We start from the raw sequence: 25,520 nt of genomic DNA on the forward strand, positions 1-25,520 counted from the left end.
TTCAGTGCGCATCCGCGGAGGGGCCGGCCGGCGGCGCCACTTTGCGCATCAGCGGCACCATGGCCGTGGCGATGACGAAGCACAGCCCGATGGCGAGAAACGCGTCGGCGTAGGACAAGGTCTGCGCCTCGCGATAAGTCAGTTGCCACAGTTGGTGCAGCGATCCGTCAACGTCACCCTGCCCCAGTTCGGCCAGATGCGCGTTGGTTTGCGCCAGCCAGCCATTCATCGCTTCATTGCTGGTGTTGAGGTGTTCTGCCAACCGGTAGAAATGCAGGTTGGTGCGGTCGTTTAGGATGGTTGCGCATACGGCAATGCCGATGGCGCCACCCAGGTTGCGCATCAGGTTGAACAGGCCCGAGGCCAGCCTTAGCCGTGCGGGTGCGAGACTACCGAGCGTCAACGTGACAGCCGGCGGCACAGCGAGCTGTTGCGCCATGCCGCGCAAGGCTTGTGGCAGGAGCAGTTCATGCGCGCCCCAGTCGTGGGTGATGGGCGAGAAGTCCCACATCGACACCGCAAACAGCGCGAGCCCCACCATCATGATCCAGCGCAAGTCGTAGCGTCGTGCCAGGAATGCATACAACGGAATGCTCAAGATCTGGAACACACCGGTGGAGAAGATCGCCTCGCCGATCTGCAGCGCGCTGTAACCGCGCACGCGTCCGAGGAACAGCGGCGTGAGATAGATGGTGGAGAACAGGCCAATGCCGGTGACAAAGGAGAAGAACGAGCCGAGCGCAAAGTTGCGGTCGCGCAATGCACTCAAATCCACCACCGGGTGTTCGTAGGTGAGGCTGCGCGCCACGAAAGCCACGCCCGCCAGGCCGGACACCCATGCATTGGCGAGGATGACCTGGTCGCTGAACCAGTTCCAGCGCGGACCCTCTTCCAGCGTGTATTCCAGGCAACCGAGGAAAAGGGCAAGCAACACCATGCCGAGGTAGTCGGCGTTGCGTAGCAGTGAGACATCGGGGCGATCGATGTTCACCAACATGGGCACGGCCACGGTGACGAAGATGCCGGGTACGAGGTTGATGAAGAACAACCAGTGCCACGAGCTGTTGTCGGTGATCCAACCACCCAGCGTGGGCCCTAACGTGGGTGCGAGCGAAGCGATGGCGCCGATGGTGGCCGCCGCAATCACGCGCTGCTTGTTATGGAAGAACACGAACGCGGTGGTAAATACGGTGGGGATCATCGAGCCGCCAAGGAACCCTTGCAGCGCGCGGAACACGATCATGCTCTTGATGTCCCAGGCGACGCCACACAGCATGCTGGTGATGGTGAAGCCGGCGGCGGAGGCGGCAAACAGCCAGCGTGTGGACATCACGCGCGACAGCCAACCGGAGAGCGGAATCACTACGATCTCGGCGATCAGGTAACTGGTTTGCACCCACGCCGTTTCATCTGTACCGGCGGACAGCCCACCGCCGATGTCGCGCAGCGACGCGGACACGATCTGGATGTCCAGCAATGCGATGAACATGCCTACGCACATGGTTGCGAAGGCGAAGATCTTCTGTGACGTACTCAAGGCCGCTGGATCGATCGGCGCGGAGAACGGCATGCGGCCGGCGATGGCGTTCATGGCGTGCCTACGCCACCACGCGTGTCCACGTTTGCGATCACCGAAAGACCCGGGCGCAGCGTACCGAGTTCACCGTCCTTGTCATCCAGCACCACGCGCACCGGCACGCGCTGCACCACTTTGGTGAAGTTGCCGGTGGCGTTCTCGGGCGGCAACACGCTGAACTGCGCACCGGTGGCAGGCGCGAGGCTGGCCAGATGACCACGGAACACGCGTCCCGGCAGAACATCCGCGCGAATCTCGACCGACTGCCCTGCGTGCATGCGTGCGAGTTGGTCTTCCTTGAAGTTGGCGTCTACCCACAGGCCGCGAGCCGGCACTACCGACAACAGTTGCGTGCCGGCTGCCGCGTAGGCGCCCGTGCGGGCGCGGCGATTGCCGACCACGCCGTCGACCGGCGCGCGCAGCTCGGTGTATCCCTCATTGAGGCGAGCGATGTCCTGCTCGGCTTTGGCCTGTTGCAAGGCTGCCCTCGCCTGCTGCTTTTGCGATTCGATGACGTCGATCTGCCGCTGCGCGGCCACGAGTGCGGCCTGCGCCTTGTCTGATGTAGCGCGAGCCGTCTTGTAGGTCGCGTCCGCGCGCTGCGCGCTTTCGATAGAGACGGCCGAACGGCTGGACAGATCGCGATAGCGTGCTTCGTCGTCACGCGAGCGTTGCGTTTCCGCGTCGGCTGCGCTGACACCTGCCTGCGCCTGGCGGATCACCGCCTCCTGCAGTTTCTCGTTCGCATCGAGGTTGGCGAGTAAGGCTTGCTGTGCTGCGACGGCGCCATCCGCTTTGGCCAGCGCGGCGCGGTAATCGCGATCGTCGATCTTCACCAGCAGGTCGCCTGCGTGCACGCGTTGGTTGTCGGTCACTGCCACCTGGGCGATATAGCCCGGCACCTTGGGACCGATGACGGTGACGTCGCCACCGACATAGGCGTCGTCGGTGTTTTCGATGAAGCGGCCGACCGTCCACCAATGGGTGCCATAGACGACGCCAGCGATCAGCGCGATCCCGATGGCGAGGCGCAGGACGTGTTTCTTCCGCTGACGCGGAATGGGTTCGACAAGGGCGGGGCTATCCGCGCGCTCGGCAGCAGTAGCGGCATTCATGACGTTGACTCCGGAGGGGTGGGATCGGAAGGAACTGGGCGTGAATTTCTGAACGCGATGCGCGCCCGCATGCGCTCGTCGGCCGCCGGGCCGGCGCGCATCTGGTGGCGTTCTCGCGTGATGGGTTCGCCCGTATGGCGATCGACGAACATCGGCTCGACCACCTGGCCGGTCTGCCGATCGACCAGTTCGATGGCGTGGCCCTCGGGCGAGAAGTGGCGGTTGCCCCAAGCCATCATCGCCAGCAGCACAGGGCGGAAATCGCGCCCGCACTCGGTGAGCACGTAATCGTGGCGCACCGGATGGTTGCTGTAGCGGCGGCGCTCGAGCATGCCCATTTCCACCAACAGCGCCAGACGGCGGCTGAGGATGTTGGGGGCAATCCCTAAGCTGGTCTGGAAATCGTCGAAGCGGGTCAGGCCGTAAAAGGCGTCCCGCAGGATCAGCATGCTCCAGCCGTCACCGACCCGATCCAGGGCTTGGGCGATGGGGCACTGCATGTTCTCGAAACCAGTACGGCGCACGGTAGCGGCCCGTGTTACATTGAATGACGTACATCATATAAATCGTAACTTGCGGAATGCAAGTGACTTTTCGTGATGCCTGGGTGAAGCAGCATCCCGTGAAACCGTTTGCCGCCCGACCTTGAAAGCGGGAGAAACGCCCTTTACATGATGTAAATCATATAAATAGACATCACCCACCCCCAGCCACCACTCGGACACCCTTCCATGAAACTCCAAGGCTCAACCGTTCTCGTCACCGGCGCCAATCGCGGCCTCGGCCTCGCCTTCGCCAAGGCACTGCTCGCCGCGGGCGCGCAGAAGGTCTATGCCGGTGCGCGCGATCCTTCCACCGTCACTCTGCCCGGCGTCATACCGGTGAAACTCGACGTGACCAACCCCGAGGACGTTGCCGCCGCTGCGGCCATCGCCTCGGACGTGGACATCGTCATCAACAATGCGGGTATCAGCGGCGGCGCCCTGTTGCTCGATGCGAAGGACGGCCAGGAAAATCTGCGCCGCATCATGGAAACCAATCTCTATGGCATCCACGCGATGAGCGTTGCGTTCGCGCCCGTGCTGAAGAAGAACGGCGGCGGGGCGCTGGTCAATATGCTTTCCGCACTGAGCTGGCTGAGCCTGTCCAGCACGAGCGCCTACTCGGTATCCAAAGCGGCGGCGTGGGCGCTGACCAATAGCCTGCGCAACGAGCTGCGCGAACAGGGCACGCAGGTGCTGGGCATCCATGCCGGTTACATCGATACCGATATGGTCAGCCACGTCGATGCGCCCAAGACCAGCCCTGACGACGTCGCCCAACGCACACTGGAAGCACTGGAGCGTGGCGATTCGGAAGTACTTGCGGATGAAACTTCTCGACAGGTGAAGGCTGGCTTCAACGCCCCGCATCCGGCCTACCTCAGCACAACCTGATCATTGCCCTCGCGGACGAGCCCTAGAGCCTCGTCCGCGATGGACGGCCGGACGTCCGACCATTCGCCAACGAATGGCCGGAGGGTCGCGATTCGCTGCACTGCACTACTGGACGAAAAAGCCAGAGGGAGTCACCCTTACTGTCTCCCCAAGTGCAGGATCGTCCATGAGAACACCAGCCCGTGCCGCCCCGACCCTGCTTGCTGACCTCGGCGGCACCAATGTGCGATTTGCACTGGCAGACACGGGCCGCGCCAATCCGCTGATGGACGACAGCGTGCGCCGCTACCGGGTCAAGGACCACGCCTCACTGGCCGAAGCGATTCGCCAGTACTTCACCGACACCGGCCTCACCGCCTCGCGCGCCGTCATTGCTGCGGCGGGCCGCGTGAGCGAAGGGGAAACGGTCAAGGTCACCAATAACCCCTGGCAGGTCGCGGCGCATGCGCTACAGGCCGAACTGGGCATGGAAGCGGTGCATCTGGTCAACGATTTCGCCGCGCAGGCCATGGCGGTGCCGCTGCATACGCAGGAACAACTCACCTCCGTGGGCACGCAGGCCATACCTGGGCTCGGCACGAGCGATACGCAGACCTTTGTGGTGGTCGGCCCCGGTACCGGCTTGGGCGTGGCCGGGCTGATGCGTCGCGAAGGCCGCTGGATCGTGCTGGAAACCGAAGGCGGCCACGCGGGCTTCGCCGCACATACGGCGGAAGATGTGGAGATCCTGCATCGACTCAACGCGCGTTTCGGTCGCGTGTCCAGCGAGCGCATGATCTGCGGCAATGGCTTGGTGAATCTTTACCTCGCGCTGGCCGACATTGCCGGCCAGCCCCCTGAGGAATACACCCCGGAAGACATCACCGCACGCGCTGAAGCGGGCACCGATGCGCTGTGCGTGCGCACGGTGGAAACGCTCGCCGGCATTTTCGGCAGCGTCGCCGGCGACCTGGTGCTGAGCCTGGGCGGCTGGGACGGCGTGTTCCTCACCGGCGGCATGCTGCCGATCCTGCTGCCGTGGTTGAAGCACGGCGGTTTCCGCGAACGCTTTGAAGCAAAGGGCCGTTTCCGCGAAACCATGGAACAGGTGCCCACGATCGCGATGATGCACCCGGATCCGGGCCTGCTCGGCGCCGCCGCTCTGGCCGTGCTCGACGCAGGCAAGCCGCTGGTGCCGAACGGCTGACGTCATCGCCAGCCGTCCGTTGCCGATTTATCGGTACTGACGCGTCACCAGCATCTTGCGGTCACCATCGGCACGATCCACGAAGTAGTCGAGCATGGCGATGCCGGTATGGTCGCTCGCCATGCCGGTCTGCTCGGCAAAGACGGCATGCGTCAAGCCCGACGGCCCACAACTGCCCATGCCGCCGCGCACACCGAGCAACGGCGTGCTCGAACTGCAGCCCTCATTGACGACGGCACCAACGAACCCTAGACGGCCCGTGGCTTCGTTCGCGCCACTGGCATTCGCACCAACGGCATTCGTGGCCATCACGGCCAGCGTTCCCATTGCAAACCAAAGACCGATGCGTTTCATGACGTTGCCCCTGAGACAGTTGATCGGTACGTCTGGCGTACGTTCCACCGGGGGCTGGCGTGCGAGTCGCGTGCGGGCGAGCGGACACATGAAATGCGCCCGGCCCGGTCGTGGCTTTCACTCCTTGCCCCCTGGCTGGATGCGTCCGTTCGACGGAATCCACCTTAGGCAGCCAATTAAGAATTTTCTGTCATCCGAAACACGGGCCTACATCAGCGCGTGCGTTGCGTCACGCTTCTCAGGAAAGACAAATTCGGGTGCTACGCTGTAACGCCCACCCCACTCAAGCGAATCCGCCATGCCCCGCGCCGATACCGCCTTCTTGTTCGATCTCGACGGCACCCTCGTCGACAGCGTTTACCAGCACGTGCTGGCATGGAAGGAAGCACTGGATCGCGAAGGCGTGGAGTTGTCCGTGTGGCGCATCCATCGCAAGATCGGCATGAGTGGCGGCCTGTTCGCCAACATCTTGTTGCGCGAGACCGGGCTGGAGATCACTGAGGAACGCCTTGCGCGCCTTCGCACATGGCACGCCGAGGCATACAACCGGCAGGCCACGCAGGGCTCCGTGCGCCCGCTGCCCGGCGCACGCGAACTGCTGGCTTTCCTGACCGACGCTGACATCCCGTGGGCTATCGCTACCAGTGGCCGCATGCAGACGGCCGCGCACAACCTGGAAGCGCTCGGTGTCGATCCGTCAAAGGTGCCAGTGGTAACGCGCGATCAAGTGCGTCACGCCAAACCCGATCCAGATCTTTTCATCACGGCCGCACAACGACTGGGCGTGGACATCCACTACAGCCTCGTCATCGGCGACAGTATCTGGGACATGCTCGCCGCTCAGCGCGCGCGCGCACTCGGCATCGGCCTGCTCTCCGGTGGCTATGGCCAGGAAGAACTGGAGGATGCCGGCGCGTTCCGCGTCTACGAGGATCCGGCCGATCTGCTCAAGCACATCGACGAAGTCGCCGCACGTAGCTGAGATCGATAAGCGAGTGCTACATCCAACGCACCTCGCTTAACTCGCTTCTCATATTTGCCGTCAGGCGCGATTCATCGCGGCGCCGACGGTAGCGGTTAGTCTCGAAGACCGATCAGGAATTCTGGAGGCCGCCATGCGCCGTTTCCTTGCCATGCTTCCTCTCGCGCTGCTCACTGCGTGCTCGCCAGCCTCGCCGCCGCCCGACCAGAAGCCGCCACAGCCAAAGGCCACGGCGACGGCGCGGAGCACGCCCGACAACGCCGAACTCGGCTCACCGCTATGGTATGAATGGGTCGACGAGCGCCTGCACATCAGCGACGACGGCCACGGACCGGATCGCGGTTCGGCGGAATGGAACAGCGCGGTGCAACACAAGCTCGGACAGGAAGCGCCGCAGTCACAACCGGGCTCACCGCAGTGGCAGCAAGCGGTGGATGCGCTGCTACGGACACGTCCGGCGATGTGATGACCCCAGAAGAGCAAACGTCAACGACGCGAATTCACTGCAGGAACGCACCCTGTACGCGACAAACCTTCGCAGGTAGGGTGCCCTCCTACAGAAACACTACCGACGCCGATCAACCCGGCGCCAGCAACGCATCCAGATCGGATTGATCGAAGCTGAGCTTCTCGCGCGTGCCGCCACCTTCGAGCACAGCTTCGGCAAGCTCGGCCTTGCGCGCCTTCAATTCTTCGATGCGCTCTTCGACCGTGCCACCCGTGATCAGGCGGAACACGAATACGGGCTTGTCCTGGCCAATGCGATGCGCGCGATCGGAGGCCTGTGCTTCTGCCGCTGGGTTCCACCACGGGTCGTAGTGGATCACGGTGTCGGCCGCGGTGAGGTTGAGGCCCACACCACCGGCTTTGAGTGACAGCAGGAACAGCGGCACTTCGCCTTCCTGGAACCGGCGCACGGGTTCGGCGCGGTCGCGCGTTTCGCCGGTGAGGGTAACGTAACGGATGCGCTGACGATCCAGCTCGTGCGCGATCAGCTTGAGCATTTCGGTGAACTGCGAGAACAGCAGCACTTTGCGGCCTTCCGCGAGCAGCGCGGGCAGCATATCCATCAGTAGTTCGAACTTGGCGGAATCACGCACGCCGCGCGCTGCTTCCAGCTTTACCAGACGCGGGTCGCAGCAGACTTGACGCAACTTGAGCAGCGCGTCGAGTACGACGATGCCGCTGTGCGCGATACCCCGCTGCGCGATGACCTCACGTAGCTCTTCCGCCAACGACAGGCGCAGGCTCTCGTAGAGTTCGCGCTGACGCCCTTCGAGCACCACGCGACGCGTAATCTCGGTCTTCGGCGGCAATTCGCTTGCAACCTGCGCCTTCGTGCGCCGCAGGATAAAGGGCGCAAGGCGACGGTTGAGTCGGTCCTGGCAGTCGGTATCGCGATGACGCTCGATCGGCACGCGATAGTGGCGACGGAAGGCGCCTTCATCGCCGAGCAAGCCGGGCACGCCCAGATCGACCTGTGACCAAAGCTCGCCAAGATGATTTTCCAACGGCGTGCCGGTGAGGCAGATACAGCGCGGCGCGCGCAGGCTGAGCACGGCGCGACGCGCTTGTGTGCGGGGGTTCTTCACCTGCTGCGCTTCATCCAGCACGATCAGCGAGAACGGCTGTTTGCGCAGTTGCACCACATCGCGGGGTAACAGTGCATAGCTGGTGAGCACCATGTCATGCGTGCCCAACTGCGAGAAATCGCCGCTGCGTTGCGGACCGTGCAGCGCAAGCACGCGAAGCGCCGGAGCGAAACGCGCGACTTCGGCCATCCAGTTCGGAATCAAGCTGGTCGGCACGACGACAAGCGCGGGTTGCTCGAGCCCACCGCTGCCCTTCAGGGCCAGCAGGTGCGTGATGAGCTGCAGCGTCTTGCCCAGGCCCATGTCGTCGGCGAGCACGCCACCCACACCGGCCTCGGCGAGCGCGTTGAGCCAGCGCAGGCCTTCGCGCTGGTACGGGCGCAGTTCGACGGTGAGGCCTTCCGGCACCGCATCGCTAGCGCGCTCGGCCGCGTCGCGCAGACGCGCGGTGAAGCCGCGCAGTGCATCAGGGGCTTCGAGTTCGCCGCCGGTGGGCAGTGCCTCGGCAAGTTCTTCCAGACGTCCCGCCTGCACGCGCGGCAGATGGAGTTTTTTGCGTGGGCGTTCGAGATATTCGGCCAGCGGCGCGAGCAAACCGCGCAGCTCCTTCAGGCGCACAGGCACGCGGCGACGTTCGTCGACCGGCGCGTACCACACCGCGTCTTCCGGTTCGTTCGGCACCGGGCTAAGGTTCAATTGGTGATCGGCCAACGCCTGCGCCACGGCGGGCAACAGGTTGTGGCGCTTGCCTTCTACTTCGATGCCGATTTCCAGATCGAAAGCATGGTCGTCGGTGTCTTCCACCGCGTTGCCATACCAGCGCACCGGGCCTTCCAGCACTTCGAACGGGAAGCTGGGCGCGTAATCGAGCACGAAACCTTCCGCTTCCAGCTTGGGACGCAAGGCCAGCCAGCGTGCGGGCGTGTTTACTTCCAGCGCGCCCGCGTAACCCTTACCGGGGAACAGCCAGGCGTCTTCGGGCAAGGTATCGGCCAGATCCCAGGGCAGGCCTTCGGTATCCACACCCGGCGTGAGACCGGCGCGTTCGAGCTGCTCCATCGCGGAGAGTTCTTCGGCGCGGCGACGGACGATCTCAACCAGATGGCCGTTGCGCACGCGACGCACCAGCGGCTCACCGCCACGACCGGGCAGGCGTTCGCCCGCGTAATCAAATGCGAGGCGCGCATAGGCCAGCGGCGGCGTGCCTGCAGCGAGGCGCGCGTGACGCGTGAGCGCGTGCAGCGTGAGCACCGGCTTGGGCGCGAGCTCGGCGCGGCGCATCTCGCCCAACACCTGCGGCAATGGCAGGCGATGCGACAAGCGGCTGTGCGGGAGCGCTGTGCGAAGGGTCTGGCTGTATTCGTGTTTCAGCGGCGGCAGGTCCAGCCATGCCGTTTCTTCCAACGGCGCGTCCAAGTGGCCCAGTTCTGCACGCTCGCCATCCAGATACCAGAGCGCATCAATGCGCAGTACACGATGGTTGGTTGGCAGACAGGGCAGCAGGCGCTGGCTGCCGTCGTTCTCCAGATGCCATTGCCAGTTCAGCTGATGACCCTTGCCGCGCGACAAGCGTAGCCCGGCCAGACCACCGAGAAAGCACGGCGTGGTGTCCAGGATCTCCGCGAGCAACGCGTCGCCGACATGGCCAGCGAGGCGGGCGTAACTGCGGCTCTTGCGCAAGGTCTGCGGCAGGCCAAGCGCGGTGGCTGCCAGGCGTTGCTCGTGCGGTTGAAGCGATTGTTGCGACAGGTGCTTGCTGTCCAGCGGCGAGGGGCGCACGAAGCGACCCTGCTCAGCCACCGTCAGCAAAACGGGGGCGACATCTACGCGGGCGCAGGGCTGGCCCTCCTCAGGCACCACGTCGAGGAAAAACCCCAACACCATCGGCTCCGGCGTCACCACCGGCGCCGACGTCGCCAGCAGCTTCCGCCAGATACCGGGCAGCGGCTCGCTGACACCCTCGTCGCGTGGCGGGGGCAGGCGGTCGTGGCGTTTATCGTCCGGTGACTGCATGCGCATTCGGTCCGATGGGGTCCACTAGGGCGACCAAAAGATTCAGCTTAGCAAGGCTCTTGCGTGCGTGCGCGTCTCAACCTCCGGTTTTTTCAAACCGGAGGTGATCGTTTCCATAAAGCGTCCAAACGTGAACGGACGAGGCAATGCCGGGAAGCGTTACGCAGCAGGCGTAAACAGGTCCTTGGGGTACTCCGGCTTCTGCTCGCGGCTCATTAAACGCTTGAGCCCCTCGGCCGGGGTCACTTCGCCGTGGAGCACGGCGCGCACGCCGTTGCTGATGGGCAGGTCAAGGTCGTGCTTGGCTGCCAGGCGCGCCACTTCATCGGCAGTGAGCACGCTTTCCACGACTTGGCCGATTTCACGCACCGCCTCGTCGATGGCCTTGCCCTTGCCGAGCGCCAGGCCAAGACGGCGGTTGCGCGACAGGTCGCCGGTGCAGGTGAGCACCAGGTCGCCCAGGCCGGCGAGGCCCATCAGGGTCTCCGGGCGCGCGCCCAGCGCCACGCCGAGACGAAGCATCTCGTTCATGCCGCGGGTGATCAGGCCAGCACGAGCGTTCAGGCCCAGGTCCATGCCGTCGGCCACACCGGTGGCCACCGCCAGCACGTTCTTCATGGCGCCGCCAAGCTCTGCGCCCAGCACGTCGCTACCGGAATACGCGCGGAAGTTGGGCGCGTGCAGCACCAGCGCCATGTCATGCGCGAAGGCGGTGTCGTCCGAATGGACGGTGACCGCGCTGGGCATACCTGACGCCACTTCCTTGGCGAAGGAAGGACCAGTGACCACTGCCGCCGCACGCCCCGGGAAGCGCTCGGCCACCAACTCATGCAGGAAGCGACCCGTGCCCGGCTCGAAGCCCTTGGTTGCCCAGGCAATGCGGGCATCAGGCGCGAGATAGGGCTGGATCTCTTCCAGGATGGAGGCAAACGCGTGGCTCGGCACCACGATCAGCACCACCTGGGCGCCGCGCAGGGCGGCGGCCAGATCAGCCTCGTAGACCAGTTCGGCCGGTAGCTCGATGTCGGGCAGGTAACGCTGGTTGCAATGGGTTTCCTCCATCGCCTTCAGCGCAGCCGCATCGCGCCCCCAGAGCCGGGTCGGCACCTGATTGCGGGCAGCCAGAGCCGCCAGGGCGGTACCCCAGGAACCAGCACCCAGAACGGCCAGGGTCGGACGCTCAACCATGAGCAGACCCCTTGGATTAGCTGTTCAGCGTCGGAGCGGCACTGCCGCCGAGGACGCGTCGCTGCTGCTCGGCGTACAACGCGTCGAAATTGATCGGCTGCAGCAGGAACGGCGGGAAACCGCCTTCCAGCACCAGCGAAGACAACATCTGGCGGGCGTACGGGAACAGCAGGTTCGGGCAATAGCTGGCCAGAATGCCGGCCTGATCCTCTTCCGAGAAACCGGCGATGCCGAACACGCCAGCCTGGTGCACTTCAGCCAAATAGGCCGTGCGCTCACCCAGCGAGCAGGTCAGGGTCAGGCTCAGCACCACCTCGAACAGGTCGTTGCCCATGTCGGTGGACTTCTGGGCCAGGTTCAGCGCGACCTGCGGCTGCTGGTCGGTCTCACCCACATCCTGGAAGATCTGCGGGGCGTTGGGTGCCTCGTAGGACACATCCTTGATGTAGATCTTCTGCAGCACCAGCTGCGGCTGGCCAGCCTGGCCGTTGGCGGAGACGTCTGCCATGGGGTATTCCTCGTAAAGTGTTCGGTGCGTGAAAACGCAAAGGTCTTGATTGTTCCATACATCCCCACGGCCCGCCATGCGCCCGGACTCTCAAAGTGGGTAAATATTGCGCACTGCCCTGTTTTTCTGGGAGAATAGCCGGCTCGACCATGCCGACCCGGGCTTCCGGGCACGTCCGCAACGCGATGCGGCGCTTACGGCAGACGCGAACAGCTCCAGCTCCAGCATCGCGTGGCGCTTGCGCCGCTGGGCCGATGCCGCCCTGGCTAACGGGTGGCAAACGCGCCCCAGGGCGCCTACACAGGAGGTCATCATGGCCCGTATTTGCCAAGTCACCGGAAAGGGTGTGCAGACTGGTAACAACGTCTCGCACGCTAACAACAAGACCCGTCGCCGCTGGTTGCCGAACCTGCATGAGCGCCGCTTCTGGGTCCCGAGCGAGAATCGCTGGGTGAAGCTGCGCGTTTCCAACCATGCCCTGCGCACGATCGACAAGAACGGCATCGAAGCCGTGCTCGCCGACCTGCGTGCCCGCGGCGAAAAGATCTGAGGATTGAGCCATGGCTAACAGCAAGCAAGACAAGATCCGCCTGATCTCTTCGGCCGGCACCGGCCACTTCTACACCACGCAGAAGAACAAGAAGAACACCCCGGAAAAGTTCGAGTTCAAGAAGTACGATCCGGTGGTTCGCAAGCACGTGATCTACAAGGAAGGCAAGATCAAGTAAGCCCCCTGGGTTTGCTTACTTCCACAAAGAACCCGCCGCAAGGCGGGTTTTTTGTGGCCCGCAGAAGACCAGCCTGCTTGCCGCCGACGATCCGGTTTCGGAAGATCGGCATCTATGTCACAGCCCACTGCTTTGTTCCACACGCTATTGGATCCCGCTGACTGGCCTCAGCTGCATCCGGCCGTGCAGCGCATGCATGGTGAGGGCTGCATCATCGAAGCTAGTGGCAACGCTGACGTGGATGGTGCACGACACGCCCTCGCCCGCTGGTTGCGGCGTTGGCTCACCCTGCCCGAGCCTGGCGATGGACAAGCCATCGCTCTGACCATCGAACGGCTTGCAACTCACGAACGCTGGACGCGCCGCTTCGCACAGGGTCGGATGCATTCCAGCCTGTCCCGCGGCAACGACCCTTACCTGCGCGAACGACTAGGGCTAGTAAGCCTGCATTTTTCCTTGCGGCGCGAGGGCGATGCGATCGACTGGCAGCTACGACGCGCGAGTCTCCTCGGCATACCACTGCCGCGTGCGCTTTGCGGCACGGTGTTTTCCCGTAGCGGTGCGCGCGAAGGGCGTTATGCCTTCGATATCGACGTCCGCCTTCCTTTGCTGGGTCAGCTGATCGCTTATCGCGGCTGGCTGGAGATTGATCATGTCGGCTGAGCTTGACCATCCCATCATCGTCTTCGACGGCGTCTGCGTGCTGTGCAGCCGCTGGGTGGATTTCATTCTTCGACATGACCGTAATAGCCGCTTCCGGCTAGCTGCCATGCAGGGACAACACGGCCGCTCGTTGTTGGTTGCGCATGGCCTGTCGCCGGATGATCCCGTGTCGTTCTTGTTCGTCGATCAGGGCAAGGGCTATAGCGATACGGATGCGATCGCGCGCGTGCTGGGTCAGCTAGGTGGACGTTGGCGCTGGGCTGGCGGCTTATTGCGGGTGATACCGCGACCGCTGCGTGATCGGGGGTATCGATGGGTTGCGCGGCATCGGTATCGGTTGTTTGGGCGGCGGGAGCAGTGTCGGTTGCCTGAGGCGGCGGAGGCTTGGCGGTTTATGGATTGAGGGGGGTTTGGAGTGGGCCGCATCTCAGTTGTGCTCCCTCGCCCCTTTGGGGAGAGGATTGGGGTGAAGGGTGGATGCTCGCTTCATCGTTTCGTCTTTCTCTTCTGCCCTGGCTTTGTGTATTCGCTCTCTGCTCTCAGGGCAGGAGCAACGCGACCTACCGCGATGCGATGTGCAGCAAAGCTGCACGAGCCGTGCGCTTTCGCCTTTGACCTTCGGGCCCCTCACGGACTGGCCGGCTTCACCGGCCAGCGCCAAGTCGGGGTGCCCTTCTCTTTGGTTGCTTTCTCTTGGGCAAGCAAGAGAAAGCAACCCGGACTGCGGCAGCAGTTCGGAAGCCCGCGGCAGGCGAGCCAGGTCGCCGTAGTGCGACGACCAAGCACAAAGTCACTGGACCCCGGCCTCCGCCGGGGTGACGGCTAAAGATGAAACGGTGAGGCTAGATTGGCCCCTCACCCCAACCCTCTCCCCGAAGGGGAGAGGGAGCTAAAGCGCCAGCACACACCTGTTGCTCCGCCCACAAAAAAGCCCGCCTTTCGGCGGGCTTTTCATTGATCCGGTAAAAACCAAATCAGGCGCTAGCCACCGAATAACTCTTCAGGCGACCCGCAAACTCCTGCAGCGCACGAATGCCACTCTGCTCAGCCTCAGCGATCCACTGCTGCAAACCCTTCAGCGCCTGCTCCGCACCACGCTGCTCCATCAGAGCGGCAAGGCGATTGCGGAAATCACACACGGTGCTGAGGGTCGGGCGCTTGGCCAGCACGGCCTGCATGCGATCGCGACCTTCGTTGTCCAGCCAGCGACCACCGTCAGCCAGCGCGCGACGCATGCGGCGCGGCACCGACTTGATGCTCTCACCAGCGTGCTGCGCTTCGTCGCGCAGGGTCGGCATGATCACGTTGCGGTAGTAGTCGGTCATCGCGGCGAAGCGATGGGTGAGCACGCCCTTGAGCGTCTCGGCATCCGGCAAGTGCACGTTCGGGCGGACGTCCAGCGCCGGCGCCACGCGCAGCACCTTGGCAAGGCCCACCGCACGCAAGGCGCAGATGGCTGCCCAACCGATGTCGAACTCCCATTTGCGCAGGGCGAACTTAGCCGAGCTCGGGAAGGCGTGGTGGTTGTTGTGCAGCTCTTCGCCACCGATCCAGAAACCCCACGGAATGAGGTTGGTTGCGGTGTCGGCGCTTTCGAAGTTGCGGTAGCCCCACCAGTGGCCGATACCGTTGACGAAGCCGGCGGCCCAGAACGGGATCCAGATCATCTGCACGGCCCACAGGGCAGCACCGATCACACCGAACAGGGCAACGCTGATGAACAGCATCAGGGTCGGACCCCAGTACGGATGCGCACCATAAAGATTGCGCTCGATCCAGTCATCCGGCGTACCGCGGCCGTACTTCTCGAGGTCTTCCTTCACTTCGCTGGCGTCGCGGTAAAGCGACACGCCATCCCAGAACACCTTCTTGATGCCGTAGATCTGCGGGCTGTGCGGATCTTCCTCAGTCTCGACCTTGGCGTGGTGCTTACGGTGCACCGCCACCCACTCCTTGGTGACCATGCCCGTGGTGAGCCAGCCCCAGAAGCGGAAGAAATGCGAGATGGACCAGTGCAGGTCCACACCACGGTGGGTCTGGCAACGGTGCAGGTACAGCGTCACCGTGAAGATGGTGAGCTGCGTCATGACCAGCATGTAGATCAGCATGGTCACCCAACTGGCGTGTGTAAGGCCGTTGGATAGGAAATTGAGCACTGCGTCGAGCATGGGAAACACCCAAGTGTAAGAAATTTCAGTGTAAGCGAGGGGTTTCCGTACCCGCCAGCATGGACCCGCACATTATTGTCGCACCCCTTTGAGGTAGCGAAGTTAATGTGCTGTACCGCCCAAGGGCACTCCCTCCCCGTTGTGTGAACGTGGGGCCGCCGTGACAATCATGCAATGACCGCGCCTACCGCTGTATTGCAACTGGATCACATCAGCCGACATCGGGCGGGACGCCCGGCCGTCTCCGATCTCAGCCTGACGCTGGACGCGGGGCAGGTACTGGGTTTGCTGGGGGTCAACGGGGCGGGCAAAAGCACCACGCTGGCCATGATCGCGGGGGCGCTGATACCCGATAGCGGCGCCATCAAGCTGAATGGAAAGGACTTCCTGGAGCATCCGGAGCTGGCCCGTCGCAGCCTGGGGTGGCTGCCGGAACGTGCCCCGCTGTGGCCAGAATTGACCGTCTTGGAACATCTGGACGCTCATGGCCGCCTGCGTGGCCTGGGTGGCGCGGCGTTGGCAAAGGCGCGCCAGCGCATCGTCGAGCGCCTGGAACTTGGCGCACTGGCGCGTCGGCTGGCCGGGGTGCTCTCGCAAGGCCAGCGCCAGCGTCTGGGCCTGGCCTGCGCGCTGCTGCACGAACCCTCGCTGCTCGTGCTGGACGAGCCGGCCAATGCGCTCGACCCGGTGCAGGTCGCCGCGCTGCGTGGGGTGATCCGCGAACAGGCAGCCATGGGCACCGCCATCATTCTGTCCACGCACCTGTTAGTGGAGGTCACCGCAGCGTGTGATCGCGTGGCGATCCTGCACGAAGGGCAGCTGCGTTACGACGGCCCCATCACCGACGACGATCACAAGATGCTCGAACAGACTTTCTTCGATATCGCCATGCGCGGGGCACAGGCCGCATGAGCGTGCTCGCCGTGACGCGGCTGGAGCTGCGCCGTCTCGTGGTTCGACCGCTTGCCTGGGTGCTCGCCGCCTTGACGGTGGCGCAACTGGCTGGGCGCTTCATGCTGTTGGTGCAGATTTTCACCACCCATCAGATCCAGTGGGCTGCACAACCCGCCGGGCCGGGCTATACCGACATCGTCGGCGTGCCGATGCTCAGCAGTATTCTCACCAGTGGTGCGCTACCCATGCTGCCGTTTGGCCTGGCCGAGCTGGCGCTGGTGGTGGTGCCGCTGCTGACCATGTCCACGCTCGCTAGCGAGCGCAGCCACGGTACGTTGCCGCTGTGGTTCGCCATGGGGCAATCGCCCTTCGACATGGTGATGGGCAAGTTCCTCGCCCTGCTGGTGTGGCTGGCGATCTGGCTGCTGCTGACACTGGCCATGCCGTTGAGCCTTGCCCATGGCATGACGCTCGACTGGGGCAAGCTCGCCGCCGCCTCGCTGGGACTGCTACTGATGCTGTCAGCGCTATGCGCCATTGGCATCGCCTGCTCGGCCTACGCCTCGCACCCCGCCATCGCCGCTGCCGCCAGCCTGATGCTCGGCCTTGCGCTGGTCAGCCTCAATGTCGGCGCCATGATGGCTGGCGTCGATAACGGCTTCGTCAATTGGCTGGCGATGAGCACGCACCTGGATTCGCTCATCCGCGGACTGGTCTCCAGCACGGATGTCGTGTGGTTCCTGCTGGTCACCGCGGTGGCGTTGATCCTGGCCACCCAGCGACTGGGCGCGGAAAGGGGGCGTGGCTGATGACTCGCACGTTCCGACGCCTCCATGGCTGGTTGTTCGCCCTGCTGCTGCTCGCCTGCGCAGGTGCTATCGGCTATTTCTCCGCACGCTACGACCACGTGTCCGACTGGACGTACGGTGGCCGCGCTTCGTTGCCGACCGAAACACTCGCGGTGCTCAAGGCGCTCGACGGCCCGGTGGACATCGTCAGCTACGCCAACCCGCAGGACGACGTGCGCAGTAACATCGCCGGCTTCCTGCAGCGCTACCAGCGCACGAAGCCCGACCTCACGCTGCGTTTCGTCGATCCGCAGCAAGACCCGGCAGCGATGCGCGAACTCGGCATCACCACCAACGGCATGCTGATCCTGCACTATCGAGGACACGAGCAACGCCTCGACGCATTGGATAACCGCAGCCTCACCAATGCCCTGAAGCGCCTGTTGCGCGGCAGCGATCGCATCGTCGCCTTCATCTCCGGCGACGGCGAGCGCAGCCCCTCCGATGCAGGCAACCCTGACCTCGGCTTGTTTGTTGCACAGATGCAGGAAAGCGGTATCCGCGCAGTACCGCTGAACTTCGCGCAGGTCGCCACCGTGCCGTTGCATACCGACCTGGTAGTGCTGGCGAGTCCGCAGCATGCGCTCTCCTACGGTGCGGTCAAAGCGCTTACCGACTATGTGGCTGAAGGCGGCAACCTGCTGTGGCTGACCGAGCCGACCAATGACGATCAACACCTGTCACCGCTTGCCGACGCCCTCGGTCTGCATGTGCTGCCGGGCGTACTGGTGGATGGCCAGGGTACGGCAATCGGGCTGAACGATCCTCGCGTGCTCGCGCTTGGCGACTATCCGGAACACGCGATTACGCACAGCTTCCGTCTCAACACGCAGTTCCAACAGGTATCCGCGCTGGCGCTCGCGTCGCAGACGGCGTGGCATGCCCTGCCGTTCCTACGCTCGAGCCCGCAGAGCTGGACCGAGTTCAAGCCGATCAACAATGACGGCGCATCCACCATCCGCTTCGACGCCAGCGCAGGCGAGCTGAAAGGCCCGCTCGATTTCGGTTTTGCGCTGTCACGCCTGTCGCCCAGCCCAGACAAGGCGGAGCAACGTGTGGTGATGATCGGCGATGGCGACTTCCTGTCCAACGCCTACGTCGGTACCGACGGCAACCGCGAACTCGGTCGCCGTGTTGTCGACTGGCTGCTGGGCGACGATGCCCTGGTCAACATGCCGCGAGCAGCGGGTGCACCAGATCGACGACTGGACATGACTCTCGCCCGGTTGAGTGCGGTGTCGTTCGGCTTCCTGGTGGTCGTACCGCTGCTGCTGTTGATCGCCTGCGGCTTGATCACCTGGCGTCGCCGCCGCGCATGAAACGTTCGACGCGCCAACTGGTGTTGCTAGGGGCGTGTGCCCTGGCCTTGATTGCCGCCGCCACCTGGCAGTGGCGGCGTGACGCCGCGGCCGCGCCAGGAACGCTGCTGTCACTGGAACCCTCGTCTATCACGCGCATCGAGCTGGTGATCGGCCATGGCTCGCCAGCGCACTACGCCAAGCGAGAAGGTCACTGGTGGCGCGTCGACGGCACACCGGCGCGCACCGATGACGGCCGACTCGGCGAGCTGGCCGATACCGCCAGCGCTGCCGTGCTGAGCTGGCGGCCCGCCAGCGATTTCGACCCCGCAAAGATCGGACTGACGACGCCCGTCTCCGTGCTCACGCTCGACGGCCAGCGCTTGGAGTTCGGGGAAACCTCGGTGACGGGACCGCAACGTTATGTTCGCGCCGGCGACCGCGTGGCACTGATCTCCTTGCGCTACACGCCAAGGGCTCCGGCCTCGGAGAGTCGCACGCTGGACGCCGGCATGAATCGCTGACACGTCGCAGCCACCCTTCACCCCATTCTTCGCTCGACAGCGTACCTTGCACCGACTCATGGACTCCCCATATGGAATCCATACCTCGACAGGAGCGACCAGATGAGCAAGCAGGCAATCGGCGTGGTGGGCATGGCCGTGATGGGCAGCAACCTTGCCCTGAATATCGAAAGTCGCGGCCACGCCGTGTCCATCTACAACCGGCATCGCGACCGTACCGATGAGGTCGTCGCCCAGAATCCCGGCAAGCGCCTGATTCCCGCTTACACGCTCGAGGAGTTCGTCGATTCGCTGGAGAAGCCACGTAGGATTCTGCTGATGGTGAAGGCGGGCGAGCCCACCGACGCCACGCTGGCGCAGCTCAAGCCGCTGCTCGACAAGGGCGACATCGTCATCGATGGTGGCAACACGTTCTTCAAAGACACCATGCGCCGCGAGAGCGAGATGAGCGCGGCCGGGCTGCACTTCATCGGCACTGGCGTGTCCGGTGGCGAGGAAGGCGCACTGCATGGCCCGTCGATCATGCCGGGCGGCCCGCGTGAAGCCTATGACCTGGTGGCACCTATCCTTACCGAGATTGCCGCACGCGCACCCGACGGCGACCCCTGCGTGGCCTACATGGGCCCGAACGGCGCTGGCCATTACGTAAAGATGGTGCACAACGGCATCGAGTATGGCGACATGCAGCTCATCGCGGAAAGCTACGCGGTGTTGCGCGATGTGCTCGGCCTGTCCAACGACGAATTGGCCGAGGTCTACGCCGACTGGAACAAGGGCGAGCTCGACAGCTATCTCATCAGCATCACGGCCGACATCTTCACCAAGAAAGACAAAGAAACCGGCAAGGCCATGGTCGACATCATCCTCGACCGCGCCGCACAGAAAGGCACCGGCAAGTGGACCAGCCAGAGCGCGCTGGACCTTGGTGTACCGCTGCCGCTGATCACCGAATCGGTGTTTGCGCGCCTGCTCTCCGCACTGAAGGACGAGCGCGTCGCCGCGAGCAAAGTAATCAAAGGCCCTGCACCGACCAGGTTCGACGGCGACCGCAAGGCCTTTATTGAATCTGTGCGCCGCGCGCTGTACCTGAGCAAGATCGTGTCGTACGCGCAAGGCTTCGCGCAGTTGCGCGCCGCGTCCGACGAGTACCAGTGGAACCTGCCCTACGGCACCATCGCACGCATTTTCCGCGCTGGCTGCATCATCCGCGCGCGCTTCCTGCAGAAGATCACCGATGCATACGAGCGCGACCCGCAGGTGAAAAATCTGCTGCTCGACTCCTACTTCCGTGACATCGCCACCGAATACCAGGGTGCGTTGCGCGATGTAGTCGTTGCCGCAGTGAAGGCCGGCGTGGCAGTGCCGTGCTTCTCATCCGCCATTGCGTATTACGACAGCTACCGCGCAGCGCAGCTGCCGGCGAATCTGTTGCAGGCGCAGCGCGATTACTTCGGTGCACATACGTTCGAGCGCGTTGATAAGCCGGGTAGTTTCCATAACGACTGGAGCTGAGGCAGCGGCAACCGTCGTTGACTGACGTACAAGTAGGACGCCGCGGCCGCGCACCTGTGTGCGGCCGCATGGTGAGGCGCCCTTACCTTTCCGACCGAGATCCGCAGTGCCCGAACTCCCCGAAGTCGAAACCACCCGTCGCGGCATCGCACCGCACCTGATCGGTCGGCGTGTCACCGCGGTGACACTGCGTCGCCCCGACCTGCGCTGGCCGATTCCGCCGGAGATCAGCACGCAATTGCCCGGCCAGCGCATCGACGCCGTCGAGCGCCGCGCGAAGTACCTGCTACTGCACACGCAAATCGGCAGCGCGCTGCTGCATCTGGGCATGACGGGCGTGTTGCGCGTGCTTCCTCCGGATGCCTTGGTAGGCAAGCACGATCACGTCGATATCGCACTGGAACCCACCGCCACCGAAGGCCCCCGTGTACTGCGCTTTACCGACGCCCGTCGCTTCGGCTGCCTGCTATGGCAACCGGTCGGCGAAACGCATGAACTGCTTGCCGACCTTGGCCCTGAACCACTCACCGATGATTTCGACGGCGACGTGCTGTGGCGACTGTCACGCGGGCGCACCGCTGCGGTGAAACTATTCCTGATGGACAACGCCATCGTGGTTGGCGTCGGCAATATCTATGCGAGCGAAGCACTGTTCGCGGCCGGTATCGACCCTCGGAAGCCGGCAGGTTCGATTTCGCGAGCGCGTTATGCGCGGCTGGCCGCTGAAGTGAAGCGCATCCTGGCGTGGGCCATCGAGCGCGGCGGCACGACATTGCGTGATTTCATCAATCCCGATGGTGCGCCTGGGTACTTTTTTCGCGAGTTGCAGGTGTATGGGCGCGAGGGGGAGGCATGCCGGGTGTGTGGCACGCCGATCAGACAGGTGGTGTTGGGGCAGCGGTCGACGTTTTGGTGTTCGAGGTGTCAGAAGTAGTTGGCGAGTGTTCCGGGATGGCTCGATTGGGCGCGCTTGCGTGGGTGGTGTTTGTTTGTCCTCGTTAGCACGTTCGCTCGCTGGGCGCCCCAGTTCTGCCCCCTCTCCCTTTGGGGTGAGGGGTGGGTGCTCGCCTTATGGTTTCGATGGAACCGTCATCCCGGCGCAGGCCGGGATCCAGTTGCGTCAGTGGTCGGCTGTCGCCTCGTGCGTTACCGCGATCGGGCCGCTTACGCAGCGGGCGTTTCGATCGTCTGCCGACGACGCGAAGCTAGTCCCGTGGGACACTCGAGTCACTTTTCTTTGCTTGCCCACGCACGCGCAGGAGCGCGTGCGAACGGCGAAGCCGGCCCGAAGGGCGAAGGGCAGGATGCCCGGAGTAAAGAAAAGTAACCCGAAGAAATGGCCTGACAGGCCAACGCCCGTAGCATGTCGATGGGATAAGCCCGAACGGGTGAGGAACGTTGTGGCTTGGCCACCTTCGCCGCTACACAGCGGGTACGTCGGAGCGCTTAGCAACGCGCCATGGCGGAGAGGACTTAAAGCAGGCTTCGCTACGCTTCCCGACCGGTGTGGAGAACTCGCCACGTAACGGCATCGTCCGTCTGCCCTGGCTTTGCGCGCTAAAGCGGGAGCAACGCGACCTGCCGCGGCGCGATGTGCAGCTCCGCTGCACGAGCCGTCTGCTTGTCGCTTCTGATCGTCGGGCCCCCTGTGCGGCGGTGAGGGGTGGACGAGAAGGCCCGCAGGGGGGATCGGCACGGATGCCGATCCCTTTTCGCCAGGGCAGGAGCCCTGTCGAAAAGCCCGGCCGCCCCTCACGAACTGGCCGGCTTCGCCGGCCAGCGCCAAGTGGGGGTGCCCTTTCTTCGGTTACTTTTCTTTGGGCAAGCAAAGAAAAGTGACTCGGCCTCCGGCAGGAGGGCGAAACGCCCGCCGCCTAGGCGGCCAGATCGACGCCACGCGACAATCAAACACCGGGGCTCTGGACCCCTGCCTGCGCAGGGGTGACGGCTAAAGATGAAACGGTGAGGCTAGATTGACCCCTCACCCCAACCCTCTCCCCCAAGGGGAGAGGGAGAAACATCACTGGAGCAACATCACTCCGCCCAGCGAAACTCAACAAACGTATTGTTGAAATCCGGATCCTCCACCCCGCCACCCAGCGTGGCGACAAACGTCATCCCGTCCGCCTCCAACTCCTGGCCTTCCTCAAAACGCGCACCCAACGCCTCCAGTTCCGCCAGCCGCTCGCACAACAAACCTGCGCGATCACTGTCGGCTTCCGGCACGTTGCGAAGGCTGATATCCGGGCGCCCAAACTTGCGCATGCCGCGCGTGTGCACCCAGCAATGCCCTTTCTTCTCTTCCGCATCGCGGAGGATCAGCAGGTGATTGCGAACAGGAGCACCGTCGCGCACGACGAACTGGCGGCGCCAGGTATCGGCGTCATAGAGATTGAGCGTCTGCGGGTCGAGGATGGCCACGCCGCCCACATCGAGCAATGCGGCGAGCACACCAAGGGTGTCGCGCATGTAGCCGGTGTCGGCGCTGTCGGGAAGACGGCCGCGGATCACCAACACTTCGGGAGCGTCTAGCGCTTGTCGGTAGGCCTCCGGCGAGTCGTCCTTGAACATCCGGCCGACGCTGCCCTTGAGAGGGTAGCCCTCCCACTGGCGCAACTGCGGATGGTTGTGACTGGTCAGTTCCACGCCTTCGGGCAGACCTTCACTGCCGTAATCCAGCGACGGGGCGCGTCCGGACTGGAATTTGCCGAACACGAAGAACTGCAAAAGAATCTCTTCGTTGCTCGACTGCCAGTGGGGGCGTTGCCAGGCGGGAAAGGGGATCTTGGTCATACCGGTCCTTAGGTCAGTGGTGGGGGCTCAATGCCCCTCGCCCAGCGGCAGTACGGGCTGCTGCAATTCAATCCTGCCGTGCCCTTCCGTAATGTTCTTGAACTCGGCGCGGCTCACCGAGACATAGCGGTCGTTGCCGCCGATCTCAACCTGAGGACCCTCGGTGACCGCACGCCCCTGTTCATCCACGCGGACCACCATGGTGGCCTTGCGGCCGGTGTGGCAGATGGTCTTGATCTCCTCAAGGTTATCCGCCCATGCCAGCAGGTACCGGCTGCCCTCGAAAAGCTCGCCACGGAAATCGGTGCGCAGGCCGAAGGCCAGCACCGGGACGTTGAGCTTGTCCACCACGTCACTGAGCTGCCAGACCTGGGCCTTGTTGAGAAATTGAGCCTCGTCCACGAACACGCAGTGCAACGCGCCCCGCGCGGCCACGTCCGCCTGCACCAGCGCCAGCAGGTCTTCGTCTGCGCCGAACCGGCGCGCGCTGGCCTTCAAGCCGATACGGGAGGCCACCACACCATCGCCATAGCGATTGTCCAGCGCGGGCGTGAGGATAAGCGTCCGCATGCCGCGCTCGTGATAGTTGTAAGCGCTCTGCAACAGCGTGGTGGTCTTGCCGGCATTCATTGCCGAGTAATAGAAGTACAGCTTGGCCATGGAATGTCCCGATAACAGGTGCACATAATACTGCGCCCGCTGCCTACCTTCCTGGCTAGTCGCGCGGTTCGGTGCTTACTCCCTATCCAGCGGCGTCGTGCCTCCGGTGAACTGCGCGCGCGCCTGGGTGAGTCGGTAGCGGCGTTCCGCGTTCCAGCGTCGCCAACCAAACAGCGCCATGGCGTTGTACACGGTGCGGAAGGCGAGAATGCGCGACCACACCTTGAAGGAGTCGAACACGTCGCCCGCCAGCATGGAGATCACCCCTTGCTCGATCTGGAAGACATTGTTCGGCGACCAGAACATCTGCCGCATGATCGGGCCGTTGAAGCGGTAGATGAAGAACGCAAAGCGGCGCATCCCGCGACGTTGGCGCCGTTCCAGGCGTCGTTGCAACGACGCTTCGCGACGCGGTTCGCGTAGCGCCACGTCGACCACCTCGACCGCCTGCTCCGCGCCACTCATGGCCAGGTAAACGCCGGAGGAGAACACCGGATCGAGAAAGGCGAATGCATCGCCCACCAGAATCCAACCGGTGCCGGACATGCGCGTAGAGTCGTAGGAGTAGTTGCCCGTTACACGCACCTCGTTGTCGATCAACTCGGCATGCGCAATGCGCTTCCACAGCCCGGGATTTATCTGCAGCGTTTCCAGCAAAAACTCCACGGTGCGGCCGCGTCGCTGCTTGAGATAATCCGGGCGACACACCGCACCGACGCTCATCACTCCATCGGGCAACGGGATCATCCACATCCAGCCGTGCTCAAAGCGGTAAATGCTGATGTTTCCCGCATCCGGGCCCGGGCGCGGTTCAGCGCCGCGAAAATGCCCGAAGATGGCGGCACTCTGGTGTTCGGGGTTCTTCCGCTTGAGCTTCCGCTTGCTGGCGAGAAAGGCATCACGGCCGGACGCATCGACAACGTAGCGCGCGCGGATGGCGTACTGTTGATCGTCGTCCGTCGTGACCTGTACGCGCCAATCGTGGTGCCCCAACTCTTCTACGCTGCGCACTTCTTGCCCTTCCCGTGCATCGGCGCCCTGCTCGCGGGCATGCTCATAGAGCATGCGATCGAAGTCCTGGCGCCACACCTGGAAGGCGTGCGGCGGGCTGCTGCCCAGTGAACGCGAGAAATCGTAGGTGTTGTAGCCGCGTTCGTTGCCTGCCTCAAAATCCGCGCCCGGCTTGTATACGCCCAAGACCCGGACCTTCTCCATGACGCCCAGGCGCTCGAAGATGGGCAGGTTCATCGGCAATAGCGACTCGCCAATGTGGAAACGGGGGTGGCGCTCCTTCTCTAGCGCGATCACGCGGTAACCGCGCCGCGCCAACAGCGTCGCTGCGGTGCTACCGGCGGGTCCACCGCCAATCACGACCACGTCGCACGCTTGCTCAGTCAAGTGTTTGCCATCCGTCATACTGTCTCCACCGCGCTTGCGACCGCTTCATCCATGGGGGCCCGATTATGACCGCCTACCCGCCCG

The 25,520-nt window shown here is 63.8% G+C and carries 25 protein-coding genes; 14 read left to right on the forward strand and 11 right to left on the reverse strand.

Annotation, left to right across the window (positions count from 1 at the left end; all coding sequences use genetic code 11):
• Nucleotide 1: 1 nt before the first annotated feature.
• Genes DYST_RS13545 through DYST_RS13555 form a run of 3 tightly spaced genes read right to left on the reverse strand, consistent with a single transcriptional unit; the run spans nt 2 to nt 3,215 of the window.
• Nucleotides 2–1,591, reverse strand: a complete 1,590-nt coding sequence (locus DYST_RS13545) for a DHA2 family efflux MFS transporter permease subunit (RefSeq protein ID WP_239946204.1) — start codon at nt 1,589–1,591, stop codon at nt 2–4.
• Nucleotides 1,588–2,691, reverse strand: coding sequence for an HlyD family secretion protein (locus DYST_RS13550; protein ID WP_239946205.1), 1,104 nt, complete (start codon nt 2,689–2,691; stop codon nt 1,588–1,590). Before DYST_RS13550 ends, DYST_RS13545 begins: the two co-directional genes overlap by 4 nt.
• Nucleotides 2,688–3,215: a winged helix-turn-helix transcriptional regulator gene (locus DYST_RS13555; protein WP_239946206.1), complete on the reverse strand. Its 528-nt coding sequence runs from the start codon at nt 3,213–3,215 to the stop codon at nt 2,688–2,690. Before DYST_RS13555 ends, DYST_RS13550 begins: the two co-directional genes overlap by 4 nt.
• Nucleotides 3,216–3,422: 207 nt before the next feature.
• Here DYST_RS13555 and DYST_RS13560 point away from each other — a divergent pair, with 207 nt between their 5' ends.
• Both DYST_RS13560 and glk read left to right on the forward strand, forming a co-directional pair.
• Nucleotides 3,423–4,127, forward strand: coding sequence for an SDR family oxidoreductase (locus DYST_RS13560; protein WP_239946208.1), 705 nt, complete (start codon nt 3,423–3,425; stop codon nt 4,125–4,127).
• Nucleotides 4,128–4,293: 166 nt separating this feature from the next.
• Nucleotides 4,294–5,313, forward strand: coding sequence for a glucokinase (glk, locus tag DYST_RS13565; RefSeq protein WP_102301835.1), 1,020 nt, complete (start codon nt 4,294–4,296; stop codon nt 5,311–5,313).
• A gap of 27 nt (nt 5,314–5,340) precedes the next feature.
• Here glk and DYST_RS13570 read toward each other — a convergent pair whose 3' ends face one another.
• The gene (locus tag DYST_RS13570) at nt 5,341–5,667 is read right to left on the reverse strand and encodes a hypothetical protein (RefSeq protein ID WP_239946211.1); all 327 of its coding nucleotides are present in this window, start codon (nt 5,665–5,667) and stop codon (nt 5,341–5,343) included.
• Between the two features lie 298 nt (nt 5,668–5,965).
• On the opposite strand from DYST_RS13570, the gene DYST_RS13575 reads away from it, so the two are divergent.
• Together DYST_RS13575 and DYST_RS13580 are read left to right on the forward strand one after the other, a co-directional pair.
• Nucleotides 5,966–6,649, forward strand: coding sequence for an HAD family hydrolase (locus DYST_RS13575; protein WP_102301837.1), 684 nt, complete (start codon nt 5,966–5,968; stop codon nt 6,647–6,649).
• A 133-nt stretch (nt 6,650–6,782) separates the two neighbouring features.
• Nucleotides 6,783–7,115, forward strand: a complete 333-nt coding sequence (locus tag DYST_RS13580; RefSeq protein WP_239946212.1) for a hypothetical protein — start codon at nt 6,783–6,785, stop codon at nt 7,113–7,115.
• 112 nt (nt 7,116–7,227) lie between these two features.
• Here DYST_RS13580 and DYST_RS13585 read toward each other — a convergent pair whose 3' ends face one another.
• The 3 genes from DYST_RS13585 to secB all read right to left on the reverse strand — a co-directional run bounded on the left by DYST_RS13585 (nt 7,228) and on the right by secB (nt 11,950).
• Nucleotides 7,228–10,254, reverse strand: a complete 3,027-nt coding sequence (locus DYST_RS13585; RefSeq protein WP_239946213.1) for a DEAD/DEAH box helicase — start codon at nt 10,252–10,254, stop codon at nt 7,228–7,230.
• Nucleotides 10,255–10,413: 159 nt separating this feature from the next.
• A complete protein-coding gene (locus DYST_RS13590; RefSeq protein ID WP_239946216.1) occupies nt 10,414–11,442 on the reverse strand; it encodes an NAD(P)H-dependent glycerol-3-phosphate dehydrogenase in 1,029 nt (342 codons plus the stop codon).
• A gap of 16 nt (nt 11,443–11,458) precedes the next feature.
• Nucleotides 11,459–11,950 carry a protein-export chaperone SecB gene (secB, locus tag DYST_RS13595; RefSeq protein WP_102301842.1) on the reverse strand — a complete coding sequence of 164 codons (492 nt, stop codon included), beginning with the start codon at nt 11,948–11,950 and terminating at the stop codon, nt 11,459–11,461.
• A gap of 313 nt (nt 11,951–12,263) precedes the next feature.
• Here secB and rpmB point away from each other — a divergent pair, with 313 nt between their 5' ends.
• The 4 genes from rpmB (at nt 12,264) to DYST_RS13615 (ending at nt 13,744) form a co-directional block, all read left to right on the forward strand.
• Complete coding sequence (gene rpmB, locus DYST_RS13600; protein ID WP_102301867.1) at nt 12,264–12,500, forward strand: 50S ribosomal protein L28; 237 nt, start codon at nt 12,264–12,266, stop codon at nt 12,498–12,500.
• 10 nt (nt 12,501–12,510) lie between these two features.
• Nucleotides 12,511–12,678, forward strand: a complete 168-nt coding sequence (gene rpmG, locus DYST_RS13605) for a 50S ribosomal protein L33 (protein ID WP_008211962.1) — start codon at nt 12,511–12,513, stop codon at nt 12,676–12,678.
• A 114-nt stretch (nt 12,679–12,792) separates the two neighbouring features.
• On the forward strand, nt 12,793–13,341 hold the full coding sequence (locus DYST_RS13610) for a DUF4166 domain-containing protein (protein WP_239946217.1): 549 nt from the start codon (nt 12,793–12,795) through the stop codon (nt 13,339–13,341).
• Entirely contained in the window at nt 13,331–13,744 is a 414-nt protein-coding gene (locus DYST_RS13615) for a thiol-disulfide oxidoreductase DCC family protein (RefSeq protein WP_102301844.1), read from the forward strand. The genes DYST_RS13610 and DYST_RS13615 overlap by 11 nt, the downstream gene beginning before the upstream one ends.
• Nucleotides 13,745–14,315: 571 nt before the next feature.
• On the opposite strand, the gene DYST_RS13620 is transcribed toward DYST_RS13615, so the two are convergent.
• Nucleotides 14,316–15,509: a DesA family fatty acid desaturase gene (locus DYST_RS13620; protein ID WP_239946218.1), complete on the reverse strand. Its 1,194-nt coding sequence runs from the start codon at nt 15,507–15,509 to the stop codon at nt 14,316–14,318.
• Between the two features lie 174 nt (nt 15,510–15,683).
• On the opposite strand from DYST_RS13620, the gene DYST_RS13625 reads away from it, so the two are divergent.
• The 6 genes from DYST_RS13625 to mutM all read left to right on the forward strand — a co-directional run bounded on the left by DYST_RS13625 (nt 15,684) and on the right by mutM (nt 21,519).
• Nucleotides 15,684–16,421, forward strand: a complete 738-nt coding sequence (locus DYST_RS13625; RefSeq protein ID WP_239946220.1) for an ABC transporter ATP-binding protein — start codon at nt 15,684–15,686, stop codon at nt 16,419–16,421.
• Nucleotides 16,418–17,212 carry an ABC transporter permease gene (locus DYST_RS13630; protein ID WP_239946221.1) on the forward strand — a complete coding sequence of 265 codons (795 nt, stop codon included), beginning with the start codon at nt 16,418–16,420 and terminating at the stop codon, nt 17,210–17,212. Before DYST_RS13625 ends, DYST_RS13630 begins: the two co-directional genes overlap by 4 nt.
• Nucleotides 17,212–18,570 (forward strand): GldG family protein, encoded by a 1,359-nt coding sequence (locus tag DYST_RS13635; protein ID WP_239946222.1) that lies wholly within the window; start codon nt 17,212–17,214, stop codon nt 18,568–18,570. The genes DYST_RS13630 and DYST_RS13635 overlap by 1 nt, the downstream gene beginning before the upstream one ends.
• Nucleotides 18,567–19,073: a DUF4340 domain-containing protein gene (locus tag DYST_RS13640; RefSeq protein WP_239946223.1), complete on the forward strand. Its 507-nt coding sequence runs from the start codon at nt 18,567–18,569 to the stop codon at nt 19,071–19,073. The genes DYST_RS13635 and DYST_RS13640 overlap by 4 nt, the downstream gene beginning before the upstream one ends.
• A gap of 102 nt (nt 19,074–19,175) precedes the next feature.
• A complete protein-coding gene (gene gndA, locus DYST_RS13645) occupies nt 19,176–20,585 on the forward strand; it encodes an NADP-dependent phosphogluconate dehydrogenase (protein WP_239946224.1) in 1,410 nt (469 codons plus the stop codon).
• Nucleotides 20,586–20,691: 106 nt separating this feature from the next.
• Nucleotides 20,692–21,519 (forward strand): bifunctional DNA-formamidopyrimidine glycosylase/DNA-(apurinic or apyrimidinic site) lyase, encoded by an 828-nt coding sequence (mutM, locus tag DYST_RS13650; protein ID WP_239946225.1) that lies wholly within the window; start codon nt 20,692–20,694, stop codon nt 21,517–21,519.
• A 1,100-nt stretch (nt 21,520–22,619) separates the two neighbouring features.
• Here mutM and DYST_RS13655 read toward each other — a convergent pair.
• The 3 genes from DYST_RS13655 to DYST_RS13665 all read right to left on the reverse strand — a co-directional run bounded on the left by DYST_RS13655 (nt 22,620) and on the right by DYST_RS13665 (nt 25,454).
• Nucleotides 22,620–23,378 (reverse strand): hypothetical protein, encoded by a 759-nt coding sequence (locus DYST_RS13655; protein WP_239946227.1) that lies wholly within the window; start codon nt 23,376–23,378, stop codon nt 22,620–22,622.
• 27 nt (nt 23,379–23,405) lie between these two features.
• Nucleotides 23,406–24,038 (reverse strand): thymidine kinase, encoded by a 633-nt coding sequence (locus DYST_RS13660; RefSeq protein WP_102301853.1) that lies wholly within the window; start codon nt 24,036–24,038, stop codon nt 23,406–23,408.
• Nucleotides 24,039–24,113: 75 nt separating this feature from the next.
• Nucleotides 24,114–25,454 (reverse strand): NAD(P)/FAD-dependent oxidoreductase, encoded by a 1,341-nt coding sequence (locus DYST_RS13665; RefSeq protein WP_239946228.1) that lies wholly within the window; start codon nt 25,452–25,454, stop codon nt 24,114–24,116.
• Nucleotides 25,455–25,520 lie beyond the last annotated feature (66 nt).

The sequence above is a fragment of the Dyella terrae genome, assembly GCF_022394535.1.
Lineage (GTDB): Bacteria > Pseudomonadota > Gammaproteobacteria > Xanthomonadales > Rhodanobacteraceae > Dyella.